The sequence below is a fragment of the Variovorax boronicumulans genome (assembly GCF_009811375.1).
Taxonomy (GTDB): domain Bacteria; phylum Pseudomonadota; class Gammaproteobacteria; order Burkholderiales; family Burkholderiaceae_C; genus Variovorax; species Variovorax boronicumulans.
The window spans coordinates 158,305-178,140 of the sequence record NZ_BKDH01000003.1 but is presented as its reverse complement, the minus strand read 5'-3'; the positions used below and the strand labels follow the sequence as shown (position 1 = coordinate 178,140).

Annotated in this window: 17 protein-coding genes; 4 read left to right on the top strand and 13 right to left on the bottom strand. The window is 69.5% G+C overall.

What is annotated here, in order from left to right:
• Positions 1-146: 146 nt before the first annotated feature.
• Genes VHAB30_RS23530 through gshB form a run of 3 tightly spaced genes read left to right on the top strand, consistent with a single transcriptional unit; the run spans position 147 to position 4,293 of the window.
• Positions 147-2,015: a potassium transporter Kup gene (locus VHAB30_RS23530; RefSeq protein ID WP_159273598.1), complete on the top strand. Its 1,869-nt coding sequence runs from the start codon at positions 147-149 to the stop codon at positions 2,013-2,015.
• A 41-nt stretch (positions 2,016-2,056) separates the two neighbouring features.
• Positions 2,057-3,340, top strand: a complete 1,284-nt coding sequence (locus tag VHAB30_RS23525; protein ID WP_159278782.1) for a benzoate/H(+) symporter BenE family transporter — start codon at positions 2,057-2,059, stop codon at positions 3,338-3,340.
• Positions 3,340-4,293, top strand: coding sequence for a glutathione synthase (gene gshB, locus VHAB30_RS23520; RefSeq protein WP_159278781.1), 954 nt, complete (start codon positions 3,340-3,342; stop codon positions 4,291-4,293). Before VHAB30_RS23525 ends, gshB begins: the two co-directional genes overlap by 1 nt.
• Here gshB and VHAB30_RS23515 read toward each other — a convergent pair whose 3' ends face one another.
• The 13 genes from VHAB30_RS23515 to VHAB30_RS23455 all read right to left on the bottom strand — a co-directional run bounded on the left by VHAB30_RS23515 (position 4,294) and on the right by VHAB30_RS23455 (position 18,243).
• Positions 4,294-6,510, bottom strand: a complete 2,217-nt coding sequence (locus VHAB30_RS23515) for a TonB-dependent receptor (protein ID WP_159278780.1) — start codon at positions 6,508-6,510, stop codon at positions 4,294-4,296.
• Between the two features lie 115 nt (positions 6,511-6,625).
• Complete coding sequence (locus VHAB30_RS23510) at positions 6,626-7,393, bottom strand: class II glutamine amidotransferase (protein WP_159278779.1); 768 nt, start codon at positions 7,391-7,393, stop codon at positions 6,626-6,628.
• Positions 7,394-7,413: 20 nt separating this feature from the next.
• Entirely contained in the window at positions 7,414-8,034 is a 621-nt protein-coding gene (locus VHAB30_RS23505; protein WP_159278778.1) for a CHAP domain-containing protein, read from the bottom strand.
• Positions 8,035-8,097: 63 nt separating this feature from the next.
• Complete coding sequence (locus VHAB30_RS23500; protein ID WP_159278777.1) at positions 8,098-9,210, bottom strand: class II histone deacetylase; 1,113 nt, start codon at positions 9,208-9,210, stop codon at positions 8,098-8,100.
• Positions 9,207-10,238 (bottom strand): branched-chain amino acid ABC transporter permease, encoded by a 1,032-nt coding sequence (locus VHAB30_RS23495; protein ID WP_159278776.1) that lies wholly within the window; start codon positions 10,236-10,238, stop codon positions 9,207-9,209. The genes VHAB30_RS23500 and VHAB30_RS23495 overlap by 4 nt, the downstream gene beginning before the upstream one ends.
• Positions 10,239-10,248: 10 nt before the next feature.
• Complete coding sequence (locus tag VHAB30_RS23490) at positions 10,249-11,115, bottom strand: branched-chain amino acid ABC transporter permease (RefSeq protein ID WP_062477701.1); 867 nt, start codon at positions 11,113-11,115, stop codon at positions 10,249-10,251.
• A gap of 13 nt (positions 11,116-11,128) precedes the next feature.
• Entirely contained in the window at positions 11,129-11,827 is a 699-nt protein-coding gene (locus VHAB30_RS23485; RefSeq protein ID WP_159278775.1) for an ABC transporter ATP-binding protein, read from the bottom strand.
• Positions 11,814-12,569: an ABC transporter ATP-binding protein gene (locus VHAB30_RS23480; RefSeq protein WP_159278774.1), complete on the bottom strand. Its 756-nt coding sequence runs from the start codon at positions 12,567-12,569 to the stop codon at positions 11,814-11,816. The genes VHAB30_RS23485 and VHAB30_RS23480 overlap by 14 nt, the downstream gene beginning before the upstream one ends.
• Entirely contained in the window at positions 12,566-13,876 is a 1,311-nt protein-coding gene (locus tag VHAB30_RS23475; protein WP_159278773.1) for an ABC transporter substrate-binding protein, read from the bottom strand. Before VHAB30_RS23475 ends, VHAB30_RS23480 begins: the two co-directional genes overlap by 4 nt.
• 107 nt (positions 13,877-13,983) lie before the next feature.
• On the bottom strand, positions 13,984-14,967 hold the full coding sequence (locus VHAB30_RS23470) for a Bug family tripartite tricarboxylate transporter substrate binding protein (protein WP_159273606.1): 984 nt from the start codon (positions 14,965-14,967) through the stop codon (positions 13,984-13,986).
• A gap of 56 nt (positions 14,968-15,023) precedes the next feature.
• Positions 15,024-16,478, bottom strand: coding sequence for an amidase (locus VHAB30_RS23465; RefSeq protein ID WP_159278772.1), 1,455 nt, complete (start codon positions 16,476-16,478; stop codon positions 15,024-15,026).
• Between the two features lie 101 nt (positions 16,479-16,579).
• Entirely contained in the window at positions 16,580-17,575 is a 996-nt protein-coding gene (locus tag VHAB30_RS23460; protein WP_159273608.1) for a helix-turn-helix domain-containing protein, read from the bottom strand.
• A 137-nt stretch (positions 17,576-17,712) separates the two neighbouring features.
• On the bottom strand, positions 17,713-18,243 hold the full coding sequence (locus VHAB30_RS23455) for a MarR family winged helix-turn-helix transcriptional regulator (protein ID WP_159278771.1): 531 nt from the start codon (positions 18,241-18,243) through the stop codon (positions 17,713-17,715).
• A gap of 143 nt (positions 18,244-18,386) precedes the next feature.
• Here VHAB30_RS23455 and VHAB30_RS23450 point away from each other — a divergent pair, with 143 nt between their 5' ends.
• Complete coding sequence (locus VHAB30_RS23450) at positions 18,387-19,829, top strand: NAD-dependent succinate-semialdehyde dehydrogenase (protein ID WP_159278770.1); 1,443 nt, start codon at positions 18,387-18,389, stop codon at positions 19,827-19,829.
• The last annotated feature ends 7 nt before the right edge of the window (positions 19,830-19,836 follow it).

Here is a 19,836-nt window from a genome sequence, read left to right as displayed (position 1 = left end):
CGGGTTGCGGCGTCGGCGGGCAACGGCAAAATAGCGGCCCCACAGCAACGGAACCAAAAGGGCGGAGGGATGCGCGGCACGGCCGCGGCACCCCGGCGTGACTGACGCGTCGATCATTGCGAGCCAACCTTTTCCCATCGACCCCCGTGTCAGCCCCCAAAAACATCTCTGCCGGCCTCATCGTCGGCGCCATCGGCGTCGTCTATGGCGACATCGGCACCAGCGTTCTCTATGCGGTCAAGGAAGTCTTCGGTCACGGCCATGTGCCGTTCACCGTGGAGAACGTCTACGGCATCCTGTCGATGTTCTTCTGGACCCTCACGGTCATCGTCTCCATCAAGTACGTCGTGCTCGTGCTGCGCGCCGACAACGAAGGCGAGGGCGGCCTGGTCGCGATGCTCGCGCTGGCCTCCCAGGCCGTGGCCGATAAGCCGAGGCTGCGCCAGCTGCTGCTGATCGTCGGCATCTTTGGCACCTCGCTCTTCTATGGCGACGGCGTGATCACGCCGGCCATCTCGGTGCTCTCGGCGGTCGAGGGCCTGGAGGTGGTGTCGCCGCACTTCAAGCATTACGTGATCCCGATCACGCTGGTCGTGCTGTTCTGCCTGTTCGCGGTGCAAAAGCGCGGCACGGCGGGCATCGGCAAGTTCTTCGGCCCCGTCACGCTGGCCTGGTTCGCGGCCATCGCCGTGCTGGGCGTGTGGCAGATCGCGCACCACCCCGAGATCATCAAGGCGCTGAACCCCTGGTACGCGCTGAAGTTCATCTGGGACAACCCGGGCACCAGCTTCATCCTGCTGGGCGCCATGGTGCTGTGCGTGACCGGCGCCGAGGCGCTGTACGCCGACCTGGGCCACTTCGGCAAGAAGCCGATCCGCATCGCGTGGTTCTCGGTCGTCATGCCGGCGCTCACGCTCAACTACCTGGGCCAGGGCGCGCTGCTGCTGGAGAACCCCGAGGCCGTGAAGAACCCGTTCTTCATGATGGCGCCTGAATGGGCCCTCATTCCGCTCGTGCTGCTGGCCACGCTGTCGACGGTGATCGCCTCGCAGGCCCTCATCACCGGCGCCTTCAGCGTCACGCGCCAGGTGATCCAGCTGGGCTACCTGCCGCGCCTGAACATCGAGCACACCAGCGTGCGCACCGCGGGCCAGATCTACATCCCGCTGGTCAACTGGGGCCTGTTCGTGGCCATCGTGATGGCGGTCGTGATGTTCCGCACCTCGAGCAGCCTGGCCGCGGCCTACGGCATCGCCGTGACCACCGACATGCTGATCACCACGATCCTGACCTTCTTCGTGATCCGCTACGCGTGGAAGCTGCCGCTGGCGCTGTGCATCGCCTCGACCGCGATCTTCTTCGTGGTCGACTTCCTGTTCTTCGCTTCGAACCTGCTCAAGCTGTTCGAAGGCGGCTGGTTCCCGCTGCTGATCGGCGGCGCCGTGTTCACGCTGATGGTCACCTGGAAGGAAGGCCGCCGCCTCATGGGCGAGGCGCAGCATGCCGACGCGATCGACCTGAAGTCGTTCCTGGGCTCGGTGTTCATGAGCCCGCCCGCGCGCGTGGACGGCACGGCCGTGTTCCTCACGGCCGAACCGGGCGTGGTGCCCAACGCGCTGCTGCACAACCTCAAGCACAACAAGGTGCTGCACGAGCAGAACATGTTCGTCACCGTGCGCAACCACGAGGTGCCCTGGATTCCGATGGACAAGCGCATCGAGATCGAGGCGCTGGGCAACCACTGCTGGCAGGTCATCGTGCACTACGGCTTCAAGAACGACATCGACCTGCCGCGCGCGCTCGACAACGCGCGCATGCGCGGCTGCCAGCTCGAGCCGATGACGACCAGCTACTTCCTCTCGCGCGACGTCGTGATCCCCACGCTGGGCAGCGGCATGGCGCCGTGGCGCGAGAAGCTGTTCGCGCAGATGCACCACAACGCGAGCGGCGCGGCGGCCTTCCTGGGCCTGCCCAACAACGCGGTTGTCGAGCTGGGCTCGAAGATCGAGATCTGAGGCCCGCGGCGCCAGGCCGCGCGCCCCGGCAGAATCGCGGCATGCGATTCTTCAAGGACCTGAGCCTTTCGGCCTTCACCGCGGGCTTCGTCGCCGTGCTCGTGGGTTTCACGAGTTCGGTGGCCATCGTGTTCCAGGCCGCCCAGGCCTTCGGCGCCACGCCCGAGATGGCGGCCTCGTGGATGTGGGCGCTGGGCATCGGCATGGGGCTGGCCTCGGCGCTGCCCTCGCTGTGGTGGCGCAAGCCCGTCATGATCGCCTGGAGCACCCCCGGTGCGGCCGTGCTGGCCGTGGCCGGCGCGGGCTATGGCATGGGCGAGGCGGTGGGCGCCTTCATCGTCTGCGCGGTGCTGATCGTGCTCGCGGGCGCCACGGGCTGGTTCGAGCGCGTGATGAACAAGATCCCGATGGCCATCGCCTCGGCGCTGCTGGCCGGCGTGCTCGCGCGCTTCGGCATTTCGGCCTTCACGGCGGCGCAGACCGCGCTGCCGCTGGTGCTGCTGATGCTCGCCACCTACCTCGTGGGCAAGCGCCTGCTGCCGCGCTACGCGGTGCCGCTCACGCTGCTGGTGGCCATCGCCTTCACGGCCGCACGCGGCGAGCTGGCGTGGTCGGCTGTGCACTTCTCGCTCACCTGGCCGGTGTTCACGGTGCCGGTGTTCACCTGGCAGGCCATCGTGAGCCTGGCGCTGCCGCTGTTCGTCGTGACCATGGCCTCGCAGAACCTGCCCGGCGTGGCGGCGATCCGCGCCAGCGGCTACAGCGACCTGCCGGTCAGCAAGCTCATCACGATCAGCGGCCTGGCCACGCTGGTGCTCGCGCCCTTCGGCGCCTTCGCGCTCAACCTGAGCGCCATCACGGCCGCCATGTGCATGGGCCGCGAGGCGCACGAAGACCCGGCGCGGCGCTACACGGCGGCCGTGAGCTGCGGCGCCATCTACGTGGTGATCGGCCTGTTCGGCGCGGCCGTCACCGGCCTGCTCACGGCCTTTCCGAAGGAGCTGGTCGCGGCCATCGCCGGGCTGGCGCTGCTGGGCACCATCGGCGGCGGGCTGGCGGCGGCGGTGCGCGACGAGGCCCACCGCGAGGCCGCGCTCATCACCTTCCTGGTCACGCTCTCGGGCGTGACGCTGGCCGGCATCGGCTCCGCCTTCTGGGGCGTGGTGGCCGGCGCGGTGGCGCTGGCGGTGCAGCAGGTCGGCCGCGCACGGGTGCAGGTGCCCGTTGAAAAAGCCCCCGCCGGCAAGGACATCGCCGCTTCCGGCAACATGCCGCCAGAAACCCCCTCCACAGCCGCCGCTCCCGGCGCCGGAAAGAACGCCTGATGAAAAACATCCTCTTCGTCGCCGACCCGCTCGATCACTTCAAGATCTACAAGGACACGACCTTCTCGATGATGCGCGAGGCCCAGCGCCGCGGCCACCGCATCGCGGCCTGCCTGCCGCAGGACATCCAGTGGAAATCCGGCGGGCGCGTCTCGGCCGTGGTGCAGCAGATCACGCTGACGGGTGACCCGAAGGACTGGTACCGCGTCGACATCGTCGAGTCGAAGGCGTTGAAGGACTTCGACGCCGTGCTGATGCGCAAGGACCCGCCCTTCGACGCCGAGTACATCTACTCGACGCACCTTCTGCAGCAGGCCGAGCGCGAGGGCGCGAAGGTGGTCAACTCGCCGCGCGCGCTGCGCGACCACCCCGAGAAGCTCGCGATCATGGAGTTTCCGCAGTTCGTCACGCCCACGCTGGTCACGCGCAGCGCGCAGGCCGTGCGCGACTTCCATGCCGAGCACGGCGACATCATCCTCAAGCCGCTCGACGGCATGGGCGGCATGGGCATCTTCCGCGTCAAGCAGGATGCGCTGAACCTCGGCTCCATCGTCGAGACGCTCAACAAGGACGGCGCCGAAACCATCATGGTGCAGCGCTTCGTGCCCGAGGTGACGCAGGGCGACAAGCGCATCCTGATCATCGCGGGCGAGCCCGCGCCCTTCGTGCTGGCGCGCATTCCGCAGGGCACCGAGGTGCGCGGCAACCTCGCGGCCGGCGGCAAGGGCGTGGCCCAGCCGCTCACGGCGCGCAACCGCGAGATCGCCGAAGCCATCGGCAAGGTGCTCGCGCCGCGCGGGCTGCTGCTGATCGGGCTCGACGTGATCGGCGACTCGGTCACCGAGATCAACGTGACCAGCCCCACGTGCTTTCAGGAAATCACCGAGCAGACCGGCTTCGATGTGCCGAAGATGTTCATCGATGCGCTCGAGGCGCACCTGGCCTCGGCCTGATCAGAAGTCGACCGACGCCGACAGCGTGAAGGTGCGCGGCGCGCCGAGCACCAGGTAGCCGTTGTTCGGGTAGCCGCCCACCGAGGCCCAGTAGTTCCGGTTGGTCAGGTTGTCGATGCGCGCGCGCAGCGTCACCAGCTTGCCGGCCACCTCGGTGAGGTAGCGCGCGCCGACATCGAAGCGCGTCCAGCCGGGCACGCGCAGCGTGTTGGCGGCGTCGGCGTAGCTCGGGCCCGTGGCCACCACGCGGCCGTCCAGCGACAGGCCGCGCACGCCCGGCACGTCCCATTCCACACCCAGGGTGCCCTGCGTCTTCGCGATGCCGATGACGCGGCGCCCGTCGGTCGTGGCGTCGCCCGTGGCGCGCTGCTTGGCGTCCAGGAAGGTGATTCCGCCCATCAGGCGCACGCCCTTGGCCGCTTCGCCGAAGGCGGTCAGCTCCAGGCCCTGGTGGCGGTCGCGGCCTTCGGCCACGTAGTAGCCGGCGCTGTTGACGAGGGCGCGCGGCTTGTCGGTGGTGAAGAAGGCCAGGCCGCCGCCGATGCGGCCGCCGTCGAACTTGATGCCGATCTCTTTCTGCTTGGACACATAGGGCGACAGCTGCGTGCCCGCGTTGCGCACGGCGCCGCCGGTCGACACCGTGGGCGCGGTGTCGCCCTTGCTCAGGCCCTCGATGTAGTTCGCGTACAGCGACACCTGCGGCTGCAGCTTGAACACGAAGCCGGCCATCGGGCTGGTGCGGCTTTTCTCGTACGCGGTGGGCTTGCCGGTGTCGTAGGCGAAGTCGGTGCTTTCCAGCTTCTGGCGCCGCACGCCGAGCGTGAGCTGCGCGCGGTCGTCCAGGAACGACAGCGTGTCGCCGATCGCCAGGCTGCTCAGGCGCGTCTGCGTCAGCAGCGCGGGGTTGTCCATGTCGTTGCCGCGGAACGCGCTCGCCGTGTAGGCCGGGATCGGGTAGCCGATGGGCGCGTACAGGTTGGTCTTCAGGGGGTTGAAGAAGTCCCACTTGTAGGCGTTCTTCTCCTTGAGCTGGTAATACGAGTACGAGGCCACCACCGTGTGGTTCACCGGGCCGGTCGCGAACTTGCCGCGCACGCCGGCTTCGGCCGTGCGGGTGTTGTCCTGGCGCTGGTTCTCGAAGCGCGACATGTTGCCCGCGCCCAGGTTGTTCGTGAGCGTGAGGCCGGCCAGCGCATTGCCTTCGTGGCTCTTGCGCGCGCCGCCGGCGATCCAGGCGGTCACGCTGTCGGTGAGGTCGTACTCGCCGCGCAGCGAGCCGAAGGTGTCGCGCTCGTTGGAGTAGGTCCAGGGCTGCGCGTAGTTGAGCTGGTTGTCGGGTGCCGACGGCACGCGCGTCACGCCGGCGCCGAGCGTCACGTTCGGGCGCGTGCGCGAGAGCCGGTGTTCCTGGTGGCCGATGTCGGCCGAGATGCGCGCGTTGCGGCTGCGCCAGTCGAAGCCGATCGAGGCCACGTCGAGCTTCACCTGCTCGGCGTTCACGCCGGTGCCGCCGTCGCGGTGGGCCGCGTTCAGGCGCACGCCCAGGCTCTGGTCGGGCCCGAAGCGGCGTGCGATGTCGGTCGACACATAGCTCTGCGAGCCGCTGGCCGTGCCCAGCGTGACCTGCGTGAGCGGCTCGTTCGGCGCGCGCTTGGGCAGCAGGTTGATGTTGCCGCCGATGCCGCCGCCCGTGGGCGTGGCGCCGTTCAGGAAGGCGCTCGCGCCGCGCAGCACCTCGACGCGCTCGAACAGTTCCGACGAGATGTACTGGCGCGGTAGCAGGCCGTACAGGCCGTTGTAGGCGATGTCGTCCGAATTCACCACGAAGCCGCGGATGAAGTACGACTCCTGGAAGTTGCCGAAGCCGCGCGCCACACGCACCGAGGGGTCGTTCTGCAGCACGTCGGCCACGCTCCTGGCCTGCTGGTTCTGGATCAGCTCGTGCGTGTAGCTGGTGCTGGAGAAGGGCGAATCCATCATGTCCTGGTTGCCCAGGATGCCCACGCGCCCGCCGCGCGCCACCTGCCCGCCCGCGAAGGGCTTCGTCAGGCCTTCGGCCGAGGCGTCGGCGCTGGCTTCGACGGTGACGGTGCTCAGCGTGCCGCTGGCGGGGGCCGCCGGTTCGGCGGGCGGTGTCTGCGCCAGGGCCGTCAGGGCGTGAAGGGCCAGCAGCGAGGCGGCCACGGTCGGGCGGAGAAAGAAATGGGGAGCGGGCATGAAAGATCGACCGGATGCAAATGAGAACAGTTATTGTTCATTGTTTGCGCTCACTCATCGATACTTTCTTGCGCTGTTGCAAAAAAGTGTCAGCCAAAAGACTGAATGTCAGGCCTCAGCGTGGCATCCGTTGGCCGTCCACGAACACATGCAACTCGCCCGAGGCGAAGGGCGTCCAGGTCTCGTTGGTGGTGAGCGGCGCCGTCACCACCACGGCCACGCGGTCGGTGGGCGTGGTGTGCTGGGCGAAGTCGATCTCCAGGTCTTCGTCCGAGAGCTGCGCCGTCACGAAGGGGTGGCGGCGCTCCACGTACCAGAGGTTGGTGGAGGCATGCGCCCACAGCGCCTGCCCGTTGGACAGCATGAAGTTGAAGGTGCCGTGCGCCGCCAGCTGCGGCGCCAGTTCGCGCAGCGTGAGCGTGAGCTCCTCGACGCTGGGCACGCCCGCGTGCGACTTGGCCAGCTCCTGCATGATCCAGCAGAAGGCGTGCTCGCTGTCGGTGTTGCCCACCGGGTGGAAGTTGCCGTGCAGGCGCGGGCGGAAGTCCTTCAGGTCGCCGTTGTGGGCGAACACCCAGTAGCGGCCCCACAGCTCGCGCACGAAGGGGTGGCAGTTCTGCAGGTTGATCTCGCCCTGCGTCGCCTTGCGGATGTGCGCGATGACGTTGCGGCTTTGAATCGGGTAGCGCCGGATCAGCTCGGCCACCGGCGACTCGCAGGCCGGCTGGTGGTCGACGAAGTGGCGCAGCCCGCGGTCCTCGAAGAACGCGATGCCCCAGCCGTCGGCATGGTGGTCGGTGCGGCCACCGCGCTGCGCGAACCCCGTGAAGCTGAAGGTCACGTCGGTCGGCGTGTTGCAGTTCATCCCTAGCAATTGGCACATGGCTGTGATTAGACCGCGATTCAGGATTTAGAGGAGGAGGCGGGCAGCCGCAGCCACCCGAGCACGCGCTCGGTGCCCAGGTGCGTGCGCCCTTCAGCGAGTACCAGCGGCAGGCGCTCGCGCGAGGTGCCGAAGGGCCCCGGGTTCTGCTGCACGATCTCGACCGCGTCGGCGTCCACGCGCGACACGATCGCCACGTGGCCGTAGGGATTGAAGAGCCACGGCGCGAACACGACGATGTCGCCCACCGCCGGCGCACTCGCGCCGCCGTTGCGGTGCTGCACCAGGTTGCGCGCCGCGTTCAGCGCGCCGTCGGCCACGGTCGCGTCGAAGAAGGCCTTGGCGTGCCCGCGCGCCTCGGGCATGCGGTGCTGGTGACGCTCGTAGTAGTAGCGCTTGACGAACTCCACGCACTGCCAGCGCAGGCCGATGTTGTAGCCGTCGGGCGCCACGCTGCGCCCGTCGACGTGGTTGATGGCGCCGTTGAAGTACACCGGCACGCCCTCGAACTGGTCGATCACCTCGCCGGGCGCATGCGCCGGATTGACGTTGAAGCGGCTCGCGCCCCACAGGCCGAGCAGGGCGACGAGGACGAGGGCGGAGAGAACGACGACGGCGCGGCGGTTGATGAAACGGGGCATGGACGGTGAAGCAGGACGCGCGGCCACGGGCCGGCAGCGACGAGCTTAGTCCATGCGACCGCCTCAGACCCCGTGCAACGCCGCCATCTCGCCCATCAATTCACGCTGGAACGCATCGAAGCGCGCCGACGGTTGCTGCAGCCCGAAGAAGTCGCTGAACGGGTCTTCCACCTCGGTGCGGTGGCCCGACAGTTCTTCCACCACCGCCAGTCCGCAGAAGGGCACGCAGGCTTCCGAGTAGCCGCCTTCGTGCACCACCACCACGCGCCCGTCGCAATGCTTCGCGGCCAGTGCGTTGACCTGCCGCATCATCTGGCGGAACGACTCGGGGTGCAGCTGCATGCGCGCCAGCGGATCGACGCCGTTGGCGTCCAGCCCGCTCGCCACCACGATCAGCTCGGGGCGGTAGCGGTCGATCACCGGCGTCACGATGCGCTCGAAGGCGTGCATGTAGGCCGCGTGTCCGCCGCCGGGCTGCAGCGGGATGTTCACGTTGAAGCCCAGCCCCGCGCCCGTGCCGCGGTCTTCGGCGCCGCTGTAGCCGGGCGGGAAGCAGTTCTCCTGGTGCAGCGACAGCGTGAGCACGTCGGGGCGGTCGTAGAAGATCTCCTGCGTGCCGTTGCCGTGGTGCACGTCCCAGTCGATCACGGCCACGCGGCCCAGGCCGTGGCGCGCCTTCATGGTCTCGATGGCCACCGCGATGTTGTTGAACAGGCAGAAACCCATGCTGTGCTCGCGCAGGCAGTGGTGGCCCGGCGGGCGGGTGAGCGCGAAGGCGTTGCGGTGGCGGCCCTGCAGCACGCTGTCCATCGCGGCAATCGCCAGGCCGGTCGAGAGCTTCGCGATCTCGTAGCTGCCCGGGCCGAAGGGCGCGACCTCGCCCAGGTCGCCGCCGCCGGCGTCGCTGGCGGCCTTGAATTTCTGCAGGTAGCTGGCGGGATGCACGCGCTGCAGGTCTTCCTCGCTGGCCATCGGCGCGCTCAGCACGTCGAGCTGCGCGCTCAGGCCCGACACGTCCATCAGCGACTTGATGCGCCGCTTGGAATCGGGCGACTCGGCCATGCCGCTGCCGGCCATGGGCTGCACCCAGCCGCCCACCGGCAGGAACAGGGCATGCAGCCCGCCGGGCACGTGCCAGAAGGTGCGTTCGTTGTGAAAGAAGGCGGTGGTCTTCATGCGGTGCGTCCTTGGGTGGAGGGAGGAAGGGGAGAAGAAAGGGTGGTCTCGTCGCGCGGCGGTGGATGGCGCTGCACGCTCAGGCCGCGCCAGCCCCAGCGCTCGCGCGCCAGCCCCCACAGGCCGCGCGGTGCCAGCAGCATGACAGCGATGGCGATGCAGCCCATCGCGATCAGGTACCAGCCGCCCGACATCGCGAACCAGGTGTTGAACAGCTCGCGCAGCCCGAAGTAGATGACGGTGCCGATCAGCGGCCCCTCGATGGTGCCGATGCCGCCGATGATCACGATGAACATCGCCGTCACCACCCAGTTGATGTCGAAGGCCGAGTCGGGCGAGACGAACATCGTGCCCATGAAGTGCGCCCCGCCGGCCAGCCCGAAGCCCAGTCCCGACAGCACGAAGGCGATGAAGCGGTTGCGCCACACGTTCACGCCGATGCTGGTGGCGGCCAGCTCGTTGTCGCGCACCGCCATCAGCCCCAGGCCGAAGGGCGAGCGCATCAGCAGGTACACGCCGGCCACCGCTGCGAGGCCGATGGCGCCCGAGATCCAGAACGCGTTCTGCTGGAAGGTCTCGGCTTCCACCAGCCGCACCGCCTGCAGTGGCACGCCCGACTCGCCGCCGAACAGCGGGAACTTGGCGACCAGCAGGCGCACGATCTCGGCCAGCACCCACATGCCGATCGAGAAGTAGGCGTCGCGCAGGCGGAACATCAGCGGCGCCACCACCGCGGCCAGCAGCGCGCCGCCCAGGCCCGCCACCGGCACCATCCAGTAGGGCGAGATGCCCAGCCGGTCGGAGGCCACGAACAGCAGGTAGGCGCCGATGCCGGCAAAGGCCTGGTGGCCCATCGACACCAGCCCGGTGTAGCCGGCCAGCAGGTTCCACATCTGGGCCATGGCCAGCGTGATCAGCACCTCGCTGAGCAGGCGCAGCAGGCCGCCGTCGGCCACGGTGGGCGCGAAGGCGATGGCGATAGCCGCTGCGGTGAAGCCGATCCAGGGGGCGAGGGACGGATGGCGCATCGAAGTCATCTCAGGTGCGTGCGCCAGCGATGCCGTTGGGGCGCACCATCAGGACCGCGAAGAACAGCAGGTGGGCGTACAGCGCGCCCGCGTTGGAATCGAGCCGCTGGCCCACGAGCTGCGCCACGCCCAGCGCGATGCCGCCGACCAGCGCCCAGCGGAACGAGCCCAGGCCGCCGATGATCACGACCTCGAACGCCCCCAAGAGCCGCTCCACGCCCGAGAAGGGCGTGAACGAGGTGCGCAGCGCCAGCAGCAGCCCCGCCACCGACGCGAAGGCCAGCGACAGCCCCATCACCACCGCATACACATGGCGCGGGCGCACGCCCATCGTGCGCACGATCTCGCGGTGGTCCGAGGTGGCGCGCACCACCAGCCCGAAGCGCGAGTGCTGCAGCAGCCACTGCAGCGCGCCGAAGGCCAGCACCGCGAGCACCAGCACCAGCACCGGGTACCAGCCGATGCGCAGCCCGCCAATCTCGAAGCCGGCCGTGGCCAGCGCGCCGCCGTCGAGCGCGCGCGGGTCGGCGCCGAACAGCTCGACCATCAGGTTGCGCAGCACCACCGCGATGCCGAAGGTGACCAGCACCGGCGTGAGCGGATCGTCGGTGGCCACCGCGCGGTTCAGCAGCAGCCGCTGCAGCAGGTAGCCCATGCCGAAGGCCGCCAGCGCCACCGGCGCGATGAAGAACAGCGGCGACACACCGGGGAACTGCGTGGCCAGGAAGACCGCGAAGTACGCCGCGAGCACCACGAACTCGCCATGCGCGAGATTGACCATGCGCATCACGCCGAAGACCAGCGCCAGCCCGAGGCCGAAGAGTGCGTAGAGGCCGCCGAGCAGCACGCCGTTGATGAGGGTTTCGAGCCAGGCCATGGTGGGGTGGTGTTCAGTGTCCGAAGTAGGCGTTGGCGATCTGCGCGGCGCTGAAGTCGCTCGCGCGGCCCGCCAGCGTGACGCGCCCCTTGAGCAGGCAGTACACGCGCTGCGCGATGCGGCAGGCGCGCGTCACGTCCTGCTCCACCACGAGCAACGCCGTGCCTTGCGCGCGGATGTCGCCGAAGGCGCGGTAGATCTGCTCGATGACCACGGGCGCCAGGCCCAGCGAGATCTCGTCGCACAGCATCAGGCGCGGATTGGCCATGAGCGCGCGGCCGATGCTCACCATCTGCTGCTGTCCGCCCGACAGCTGCGTGGCCGGCCGGTGGCGGAACTCCTGCAGGATGGGGAACAGCGCGTACACGGTGGGCAGCGTCCAGTGGCCCGTGCGGCCGCACAGCGCGCCCATGCGCAGGTTCTCTTCCACGGTGAGCGAGGGGAACAGCATCCGCCCCTCGGGCACCAGCGCGATGCCGCGGCGCGCGATGCGCTCGGCCGGCTCGGCCTCGATGGCCTGGCCGTCGAAGCGGATGCCGCCGCGGCTGCGCGAGCCCAGCCCGGCAATGGCGCGGATCAGCGTCGACTTGCCCGCGCCGTTGGCGCCGATGAGCGCGGTGGCTTCGCCTTCCGCCACGTCGAGCGACAGGTCGAACAGCGCCTGCAGGTCGCCGTAGTGGCTGCACAGCTCGCGCACTTCAAGCAGCGGCATGGGTGTGCTCCTCTTGCGCGTCTTCGTCGCCCACGCCCATGTAGACCTCGCGCACCTCGCGGCTGGCCATGGCGGCGGCGGGTGTGTCTTCCAGCAGCTTGCGGCCGAAGTTCAGCACCATGATGCGGTCGGCCACGGCCATCAGCGCCTGCGCGATGTGCTCGATCCAGATCATCGCCACGTCCTGCTTCAGCTCGAGCACCAGCGCCACCAGCACCTGCACCTCGGCCTCGGTGAGGCCGCCGGCGATCTCGTCGAGCAGCAGCAGGTGCGGCCGCGCCGCCAGGCCCTTGGCCAGCTCGAGGCGCTTGCGGTCCAGCAGCGGCAGGCGGCCGGCCGGCACGTCGGCGCGGTCGGCCAGCCCGGTGCGCTCCAGCACGGCCCAGGCCTGGCGCGCGGCCTGCGCGCGCGGCAGCCGCGCGGCGAAGGTGGCGGCGGCCAGCGCGTTCTCGTAGGCGCTCAGGTGCGCGAAGGGCTGCGGGATCTGAAAGGCGCGCGCCACGCCCAGCCGCGCCCGCGCATCGGCGCGCAGCCCGACGAGTTCGCGGCCTTCGAGGCGGATGCTGCCGGCGTCGGGCACGGCCACGCCGGTGATCAGGTTGAACAGCGAGCTCTTGCCCGCGCCGTTCGGCCCGACCACGCCCAGGCACTCGCCGCGTGCGAGCGAGAGCGCCACCTGGTCGGCCACGACGATCTCGCCGTAGCGCTTGCACAGGCCGTCGATGACGAGGCAGTCGGTCATGCAGCTTTCAGCTGCGACAGCAGCTTGAGCTCGTCTTCCACCGGAATCTGCTTGGCCGTGCTGTTGTGCGTGATGACCAGCTCGTACGGAAACTTGCTGCCCGCCTTGGTCTTGCGCCACTGGCCCGCCACCATCGGCGTGACGGCCACGCTCTTGATCGGGCTGCCCTTGAAGTCGATGCGCCCCACCACTGAATCGAGCTGCAGGTTGGCCAGCGCGTCGCGCACGGCCTTCTTGTCCTTCGGGTTGGTGGCGTTCTTCAGCGCCGCAATGCCGACCTCGAACAGCGCGTGGCCGTAGCCGATGGGCTGCGTCCATTGCTTGCCGGTGGTGGCCTCCCAGTCGGCCGCGAGCGCCTTGGCGCTCTGGCCCGTGAGCGACGACTTGAACGGGAAGTTGGGCGTCCACCAGACCTCGGTCGACATGCCGTTGCCCGCCGCGCCCAGCGACTCCACGGCGCTCGGGAACAGGAACGACGCGGCCATCGTCACCACCTCGGGCCGGTAGCCCGCCTGCTGCGCCTGCTTCCAGAAGGTGGCGAAGTGGTTGGCGTAGGCAAAGCCCGAGACGATGTTCGCGCGCGCCGCCTTGAAGCTGGAGACCTGGTTGCTGAAGTCGTCGGTCGCGATCTTGAAGAAGCCGCCGTTGGTCTCCTTGTAGCCGCGCTGCTTCGCGCCGCCCGGGATGCCCGTGGCCGGATCGGCGAAGGCGTGGCCCGGGCCGTTGTCGATGTACAGCGTGCCCAGCGTGCGCTCCACCTTCAGCGGCTCCCACATGCCGAAGAAGTTCTTCAGCACGTCGTCGGCGCCCCAGAAGAAATGGAACGAGAACGGAAAGCCTTTTTGCGGCGTGGAGCCGCGCCCGAAGGTGATGGCCTGCCACGGGCCCATGGTCGACACCATCGGCACGCCGTTGACGTCGCACAGCTGGCCGGCGGCCAGCGCGGCGTCGCTGTCCTGCACCAGCAGCAGGTCGACCTTCTCGCGCAGCAGCAACTCGCTGGACATGGTGGCGCCGCGGTTGGCGTCGGACTGCGTGTCGCGCACCACGATCTCCGCCTTGTAGGTCGTACCGCCGATGGTCAGGCCGTCCTTCAGCGCGGCGCGCACGCGCTCCAGGCTCCAGGGGTCGGCCTCGCCGAAGTTGGCGCGAACGCCCGACAGCGTGGTGAGGTAGCCGATCTTGATGGTCTTCGATTGCGCGTGCGCCAGCGCAGGCACGCCGGCCAGCGCGGCCGCGCCGCCGCCGATGACGAGTTGGCGGCGCGTGAGGGCGCCGGGGGCTGCGGGGAAAAGGTCGGCGGACATGGAGGTTCTCCTTGGCGGATGAAGGATGGACAGGTCCGCATCCTCTCTCTGCGCGCCGCCGCGGCGTTATCGAAAACTGGCAAAACGCGGGCCCGTGCCCGCGGATGTCATTCGGGCCGCAGGTTGACCGACTTGGCGATGGCGCGGTAGCGCTCCATGTCGGCCTGGTAGCCGCGGCGCAGCTCGGCCAGCGTCTGTTCGGGCGCCACCTTGCTGCCGCCGAGTTCCAGCGCGCGGCGCAGCTCGGGCTTGAGCATCATCTGGTTGAAGGCCGTGTGCAGCCGCTGCTGCGCTTCCTCGGGCACGCGGTGCGACACCTGGATGCCTGCCCACAGGCTGTAGACGAAGTCGTCCAGCCCCTTGCTGTTGCGGATCAGCGGAATGGCCGTGAAGCGCTCGTGCGGCGCCGAGGCCGCGATGCCCAGCGCCTTGACCTTGCCGGCGTCCAGCAGGTCGGGCACGTTGCCGGCCAGCGGCGCAAACACCAGGTCGATCTGCCCGCCCAGCAGGTCGTTCACCAGCGGCGCGAAGCCCTTGTAGGGCACGTGCAGCATCTTGGTGCCCGTCTGCTGCATGAAGCGCTCGCCCAGCAGGTGGTAGAGCGACCCGGGGCCGATGCTGCCGTAGCTCAGCTCTTTCGTGTCGGGGCGGCGCAAGAGCGCGATGAGTTCGTCGACGCTGCCCGCGCCCAGGTCCTTGCGCGCCAGCAGCACCATCGAGGTGACGGCCATCACGCCGATGGGGCGGAAGTCCTCGGCCTTGTAGCGCGCGCTGCTGAGCGTGAGCGGCGTGAGCATCAGCTCCATCGGCGAACCCACCAGCAGCGCCGAGCCGTCGGCCGGCGCGTTGGCCGCCTTCATCACGCCGAGCGAGCCGCTGGCGCCGGGCACGTTGTCGACGATCGCCGGCTGGCCCAGCAGCCGCGACAGCTCGGGCGCGGCCAGGCGCGCGTTGATGTCGGAGCCGCCGCCCGCGGGGTAGGGCACGATCAGGTTCAGGGTCTTGCCCCCCAGGCCCTGCGCCAGGGCGGGCAGGGCGATGGGGGACAGGCCGGCGGCCAGGCCGGCAGCAATCAGCGAACGTCTGCGCATGGGTTCTCTCCTCGGGTTGTGTGAGATGTGTCGGAGTACGGGGAACAGGGGGCTTGCTACTGCAACAGCAGTGGCGACTGCACGTTCGCGAAGGGCACGGCCTGGTGCCAGCCGTGCGCCATGCGCAGCACGTCCAAGTCGGCGCCGGGGCGGCCGATGAGCTGCAGGCCCATCGGCAGGCCGCGCGTGCCCTCGGCCTGTGAGAAGCCGGCCGGGATCGCCATCGCGGGCAGGCCGGCGAGCGAGGGGCCGATGGTCACTTCCATCCAGCGGTGGTAGGTGTCCATGGCGCGGCCACCGACCTCGCGCGGCCAGTGCACGTCGGCCGGTAGCGGGAACACCTGCGCGGCCGGCAGCACCAGGAAGTCGAAGCGTTCGAAGAGCTGCAGCAGCGCGGCATGCCACTGCGTGCGCGTGACGGCCGCCTCGTGCAGCGCGGCGGCGCTCAGGCGCTCGCCCTGTTCGATCTCCCAGCAGGCCTCGGGCTTGAGCTGCGCGCGCGTGGCCAGGTCGGCATGCAGCCCGCGCAGTGCGCCGGCGACGATGAAGCCGCGCAGGCGCAGCCAGGCGGTCCACAGGGCGTTGAAATCGAAGGCGGGCACGGCGGGCGCGACGCTGCAGCCCAGCGTGTCGAAATGCCGCAGCGCCGATTCGCACAGCGCCATCACGCCCGGGTCCATCGGCAGGTGGCCGCCGAGGTCGCCGAGCCACGCGACGCGCTTGCCGCGCAGCTCCGCATCGAGCGGTTGCGCGAAGGCCTCGCCGTCGCCCGCCAGGCTCAGCGGCGAGCGCGCGTCGTAACCGGCCTGCACCGACAGCAGCCAGGCCACGTCCTCGGGCGTGCGGCCCATCGGCCCTTCGCAGCCCAGCTGCTGGAAGAACAGCTCCGGCCCCGGCCCGGTGGGCACGCGGCCCAGCGAAGGCCGCAGGCCGTAGACGTGGTTCCAGGCCGCGGGGTTGCGCAGCGAACCCATCATGTCGCTGCCGTCGGCCACCGGCAGCATGTGCAGCGCGAGCGCCACCGCCGCGCCGCCGCTGCTGCCGCCGGCTGCATGGTCGAGGTTCCAGGCATTGCGCGTGGTGCCGAACACCGTGTTGTAGGTGTGCGAGCCCAGGCCGAACTCGGGCGTGTTGCTGCGCCCCACGAACAGGGCGCCGGCGCGGCGCAGGCGCTCGACCATGATCGCGTCGTGCGGCGTGACCTGCTTCGCGAACACCGGGCTGCCCATCGTGGTCGGCAGGCCGGCGGTGGCGACGAAATCCTTCGGCGCCATCGGGAAGCCGTGCAGCCGGCCGACCGCGTCGCCGCGCGCCAACTGTGCATCGCAGGCATCGGCCTGGCGCAGCATCTCCTCGGCAGGCTGCAGCGAGACCAGTGCGTTGACCCGCGGGTTGAGGCGCTCGATGCGCGCGAGGCAGGTCTGCATCAGTTCGCGGCACGAGAGCTCGCGGCGTTGCAGGGCGGCGGCGAGCGAACGGGCGCTGGGAAGGGGTGGCAGCGTGGCGGACATATGGCGGTCAACGATAGCGACCGCCTCCGCAAGCAGGTATCAAAAAACGGCAAAACTGGCGCCCCGAAAACCGAGGGATTCCCCTCGGCCCGTGCACCGGATCAGTGCCTCGTGAGCGCCGCGCCGCGCAGCGTCTGCGAGGGCAGCTCGCCGAACTGGCGCCGGTAGTCCGTCGCGAACTGGCTCAGGTGCCAGAAGCCCCAGTGCGCCGCGATGTCCTGCACCGAGCGCGACTCGGGCCGCTTCAGTGCGCGGCGCACGCCGTTCAGGCGCAGCGCCCGCAGGTAGCGCGCGGGGCTCAGGCCCAGCGTTTCCTGGAAGCAGTAGTTCAGCTTGCGCTGGCTCGCGCCGATGCGGCTGCACACCTGCAGCATCGACAGCGGCTCGTCGGGCCGCGACATCATCAGCTCGCAGGCGCGGCGCACCACGCGGCGGTGCGCTTCGGTGGAGCGCAGCTCGCGCAGGTCGACGTCTTCGGGCAGGGCGTTGAGCCAGGCCAGCAGCACGTCGTCGCGCAGCTGCACCGTGGCGACGGGGTCGTCGAGCAGGCCGGGCATCGCGTCGAGCGCACTGAAGGCGCCGCGCAAGGTGCCGCGCAGCGACTGCATGGTGGGGTCGTCGAAGTGCAGCACCACGCGCCGTTCGAGCCAGGCCGGCGGCGCGCGGTCGTTCAGGCGTTCGGTGAGCGACTGCAGCAGCGCGTTGTCGACCACGATGCCCGTCAGCTCGAAGCCCGGCGGGCTGCACAGGTCGAGCTCGTCGCAGCGCCCGACCATCACCGATTCGGTGTCCAGCCGCTGGCCCGAGAAGCGCGCCTCGCCGTCCTGCCGGCAGGTGAGGGCGAAGCCGCAGCAGTCGGGGTTCATCTCGCCGTGCTGGCGCAGCGCGCGGTTGGTGGTCTCGCGCACCAGCCGCAGGCCGGGCAGTTGCACGTGGTCGAGAAAGCCGGCGAAGCTGCCGCCCGAGAGCATGTCGCACGCCAGGTGCCAGCCGTTCTGGCCGCTGGCGTAGGCGTCGATGTCGTGCGTGGACAGGGTCCAGCGCGTCGCGACGGTGGGGGCGGGGGCAGGAAGAACGGAGGCGGTCTGGCTGGTCATGGCGGTCCGGCGAAGCGGTGGCAGGGGTGCGAAGACCCGTGCCGGAAGCAATCTCCAGACCAGATTGTTTCGTTGACAACGATCTTAAAGTGACAGGGCAAACCCCTAAGCCACCCGATCGCGCCCTGTCTCGGGGTCTATTCGAGTTCGCCGCTGGGCTCGAAGCCGGTGGTGCTGTCGAACAGCTTCTGCACGATGGTCTGCAGCACCTGGCGCTCGTCCGCCGTGAGCTGCGAAAACAGGCGCTGCGCGGTGTCGTGCGCCAGTGGCACCATGTCGCGGTACAGCGCCAGGCCTTCTTCCTCGAGCGACACGATGACCTTGCGGCGGTCGTCGGCCGAGGGGTGCATGTTGGCCAGGCCCAGGTCCACCAGCCGGTGCTGCGCGCGGCTCACGCGGGCCTTGTCCATGCTCGTCTTCTGTGCAATTTCGAGCGCCGAGAGCGCACCGTACTTGCCCAGCACCACGACGATGCGCCACTCCGGAATCTGCAGCGAGAAGCGGCTGGCAATCGACTGGCCCACCGTCTGGCTCACGCGGTTGGCGACCACCGAGAGTTGAAAGGGCAGGAAGGTCTCGAGGTCGAAGGCCGGGGCGCTCGCGGCATTGCTGCGTGCCTTGGGCAGGGGCTTGGCGCTGGGCCGGGAAGGGGTGCGTGAACGGGGCACGGTGAGGTCGTGGCGTGGAGGCGTCGTGAAAGAAGATCGGCGCGGACAGTATAGGAAGGCCTTTGCGCGCGACGCACGAGGCCGCGCGAGGTTTGCCAGTTTTCGATAACGCGGCAAGGGGCTCGCTCCCTATCGTGCAGGGCATGGACTACCCCGAACTCGCACTGCACATCGCCGGCCAATGGCGCACGCAGACCGCCGGCGGCCGCCGCGCGGTCATTAACCCTGCCACCGAAGAAACGATCGCGCAGCTGCCGCTGGCCGGCCGCGACGAACTCGCCGAAGCGGCCGCGTCCGCGCGCCGCGGCTTCGTGCAGTGGCGCAGCAAGAGCGCACTCGAACGCTGCAACATCCTGCGCACCGCCGCGCAGAACATCCGCGAGCAAGCGAAGACGATTGCGCACGTGCTCACGCTCGAGCAAGGCAAGCCGCTGGCCGAGTCGCTGCGCGAGGTCACGCTGTCGGCCGACATCATCGACTTCCAGGCCGAGGAGGCCAAGCGCCTGTACGGCCGTCTCGTGCCGCCGCGCGTCGAGGGCATCCTCTCGCAGTCGGTGATGCGCCAGCCCGTGGGGCCGGTGGCGGCCTTCACGCCGTGGAACTTTCCCGCCAACCTGCCGGCGCGCAAGCTCGCGAGCGCGCTGGCCGCGGGCTGCAGCGTGGTCATCAAGCCGGCGGAAGAAACGCCGGGCACCTGCATGCTGCTGGTGCGCGCCTTTCTCGACGCGGGCGTGCCGCCCGACGCGCTGAACATGGTGTGCGGCGACCCGGCCGAGGTGTCGTCGTTCCTCATCGACCATCCGGCGATCGCCAAGGTGTCGTTCACCGGTTCGGTGGCCGTGGGCAAGCTGCTGGGCGAGCAGGCGGCGCGGCATGTGAAGCGCTTCACCGGCGAACTCGGCGGCCACGCGCCGGTGATCGTCTGCGACGACGCCGACTTTCCCTTCGCGCTCAAGCAGTCGCTGGCCGCCAAGTTCCGCAACGCGGGCCAAGTGTGCGCGTCGCCGATCCGCTTCTACGTGCCGCGCGCCCGCTTCGGCGAATGGAGCGACGCCTTCGTGCAGGCCGCGCGCGCACTGCGCCTGGGCGACGGCACCGACCCCGCCACGCAGATGGGCCCGCTCGCGCACGCACGCCGCATCGAGGACATGCAGCGCTTCGTCGACGACGCCGTGGAACGCGGCGCGCAGCTGCTGTGCGGCGGCCACCGCGTGCAGCGCCCCGGCTTCTTCTTCGAGCCCACCGTGATCGCCAACGCACCGGCTGACAGCCGCGTGATGCGCCAGGAGCCCTTCGGCCCCATCGCCGTGCTGCAGCCGTACGACACGCTGGACGAAGCCATCACCCAGGCCAACGCCTTGCCCTACGGCCTGGGCGCCTACGCCTTCACGCGCGACCTGCACACCGCGCACCGCCTGGGCGACGCGCTCGAGGCCGGCATGGTCGGCATCAACCACTTCGGCGTCTCGCAGCCCGAGATGCCCTTCGGCGGCTGGAAGGAAAGCGGCATCGGCCAGGAGATGGGTGCCGAAGGCCTGCTGCACTACACCGAGGTCAAGACCCTCACCGTCGGCGTGCCGTCCTGAGCACGCG

Excerpts from the sequence above, each read along its gene's own strand:
- VHAB30_RS23475 (WP_159278773.1), bottom strand. The coding sequence starts at position 13,876 with ATGTCCGCCGACCTTTTCCCCGCAGCCCCCGGCGCCCTCACGCGCCGC.
- VHAB30_RS23460 (WP_159273608.1), bottom strand. The coding sequence starts at position 17,575 with ATGACCAGCCAGACCGCCTCCGTTCTTCCTGCCCCCGCCCCCACCGTC.
- VHAB30_RS23465 (WP_159278772.1), bottom strand. The coding sequence starts at position 16,478 with ATGTCCGCCACGCTGCCACCCCTTCCCAGCGCCCGTTCGCTCGCCGCC.
- gshB (WP_159278781.1), top strand. The coding sequence starts at position 3,340 with ATGAAAAACATCCTCTTCGTCGCCGACCCGCTCGATCACTTCAAGATC.
- VHAB30_RS23500 (WP_159278777.1), bottom strand. The coding sequence starts at position 9,210 with ATGAAGACCACCGCCTTCTTTCACAACGAACGCACCTTCTGGCACGTG.
- VHAB30_RS23495 (WP_159278776.1), bottom strand. The coding sequence starts at position 10,238 with ATGCGCCATCCGTCCCTCGCCCCCTGGATCGGCTTCACCGCAGCGGCT.
- VHAB30_RS23470 (WP_159273606.1), bottom strand. The coding sequence starts at position 14,967 with ATGCGCAGACGTTCGCTGATTGCTGCCGGCCTGGCCGCCGGCCTGTCC.
- VHAB30_RS23505 (WP_159278778.1), bottom strand. The coding sequence starts at position 8,034 with ATGCCCCGTTTCATCAACCGCCGCGCCGTCGTCGTTCTCTCCGCCCTC.
- VHAB30_RS23510 (WP_159278779.1), bottom strand. The coding sequence starts at position 7,393 with ATGTGCCAATTGCTAGGGATGAACTGCAACACGCCGACCGACGTGACC.
- VHAB30_RS23485 (WP_159278775.1), bottom strand. The coding sequence starts at position 11,827 with ATGCCGCTGCTTGAAGTGCGCGAGCTGTGCAGCCACTACGGCGACCTG.
- VHAB30_RS23480 (WP_159278774.1), bottom strand. The coding sequence starts at position 12,569 with ATGACCGACTGCCTCGTCATCGACGGCCTGTGCAAGCGCTACGGCGAG.
- VHAB30_RS23525 (WP_159278782.1), top strand. The coding sequence starts at position 2,057 with ATGCGATTCTTCAAGGACCTGAGCCTTTCGGCCTTCACCGCGGGCTTC.
- VHAB30_RS23515 (WP_159278780.1), bottom strand. The coding sequence starts at position 6,510 with ATGCCCGCTCCCCATTTCTTTCTCCGCCCGACCGTGGCCGCCTCGCTG.
- VHAB30_RS23490 (WP_062477701.1), bottom strand. The coding sequence starts at position 11,115 with ATGGCCTGGCTCGAAACCCTCATCAACGGCGTGCTGCTCGGCGGCCTC.
- VHAB30_RS23450 (WP_159278770.1), top strand. The coding sequence starts at position 18,387 with ATGGACTACCCCGAACTCGCACTGCACATCGCCGGCCAATGGCGCACG.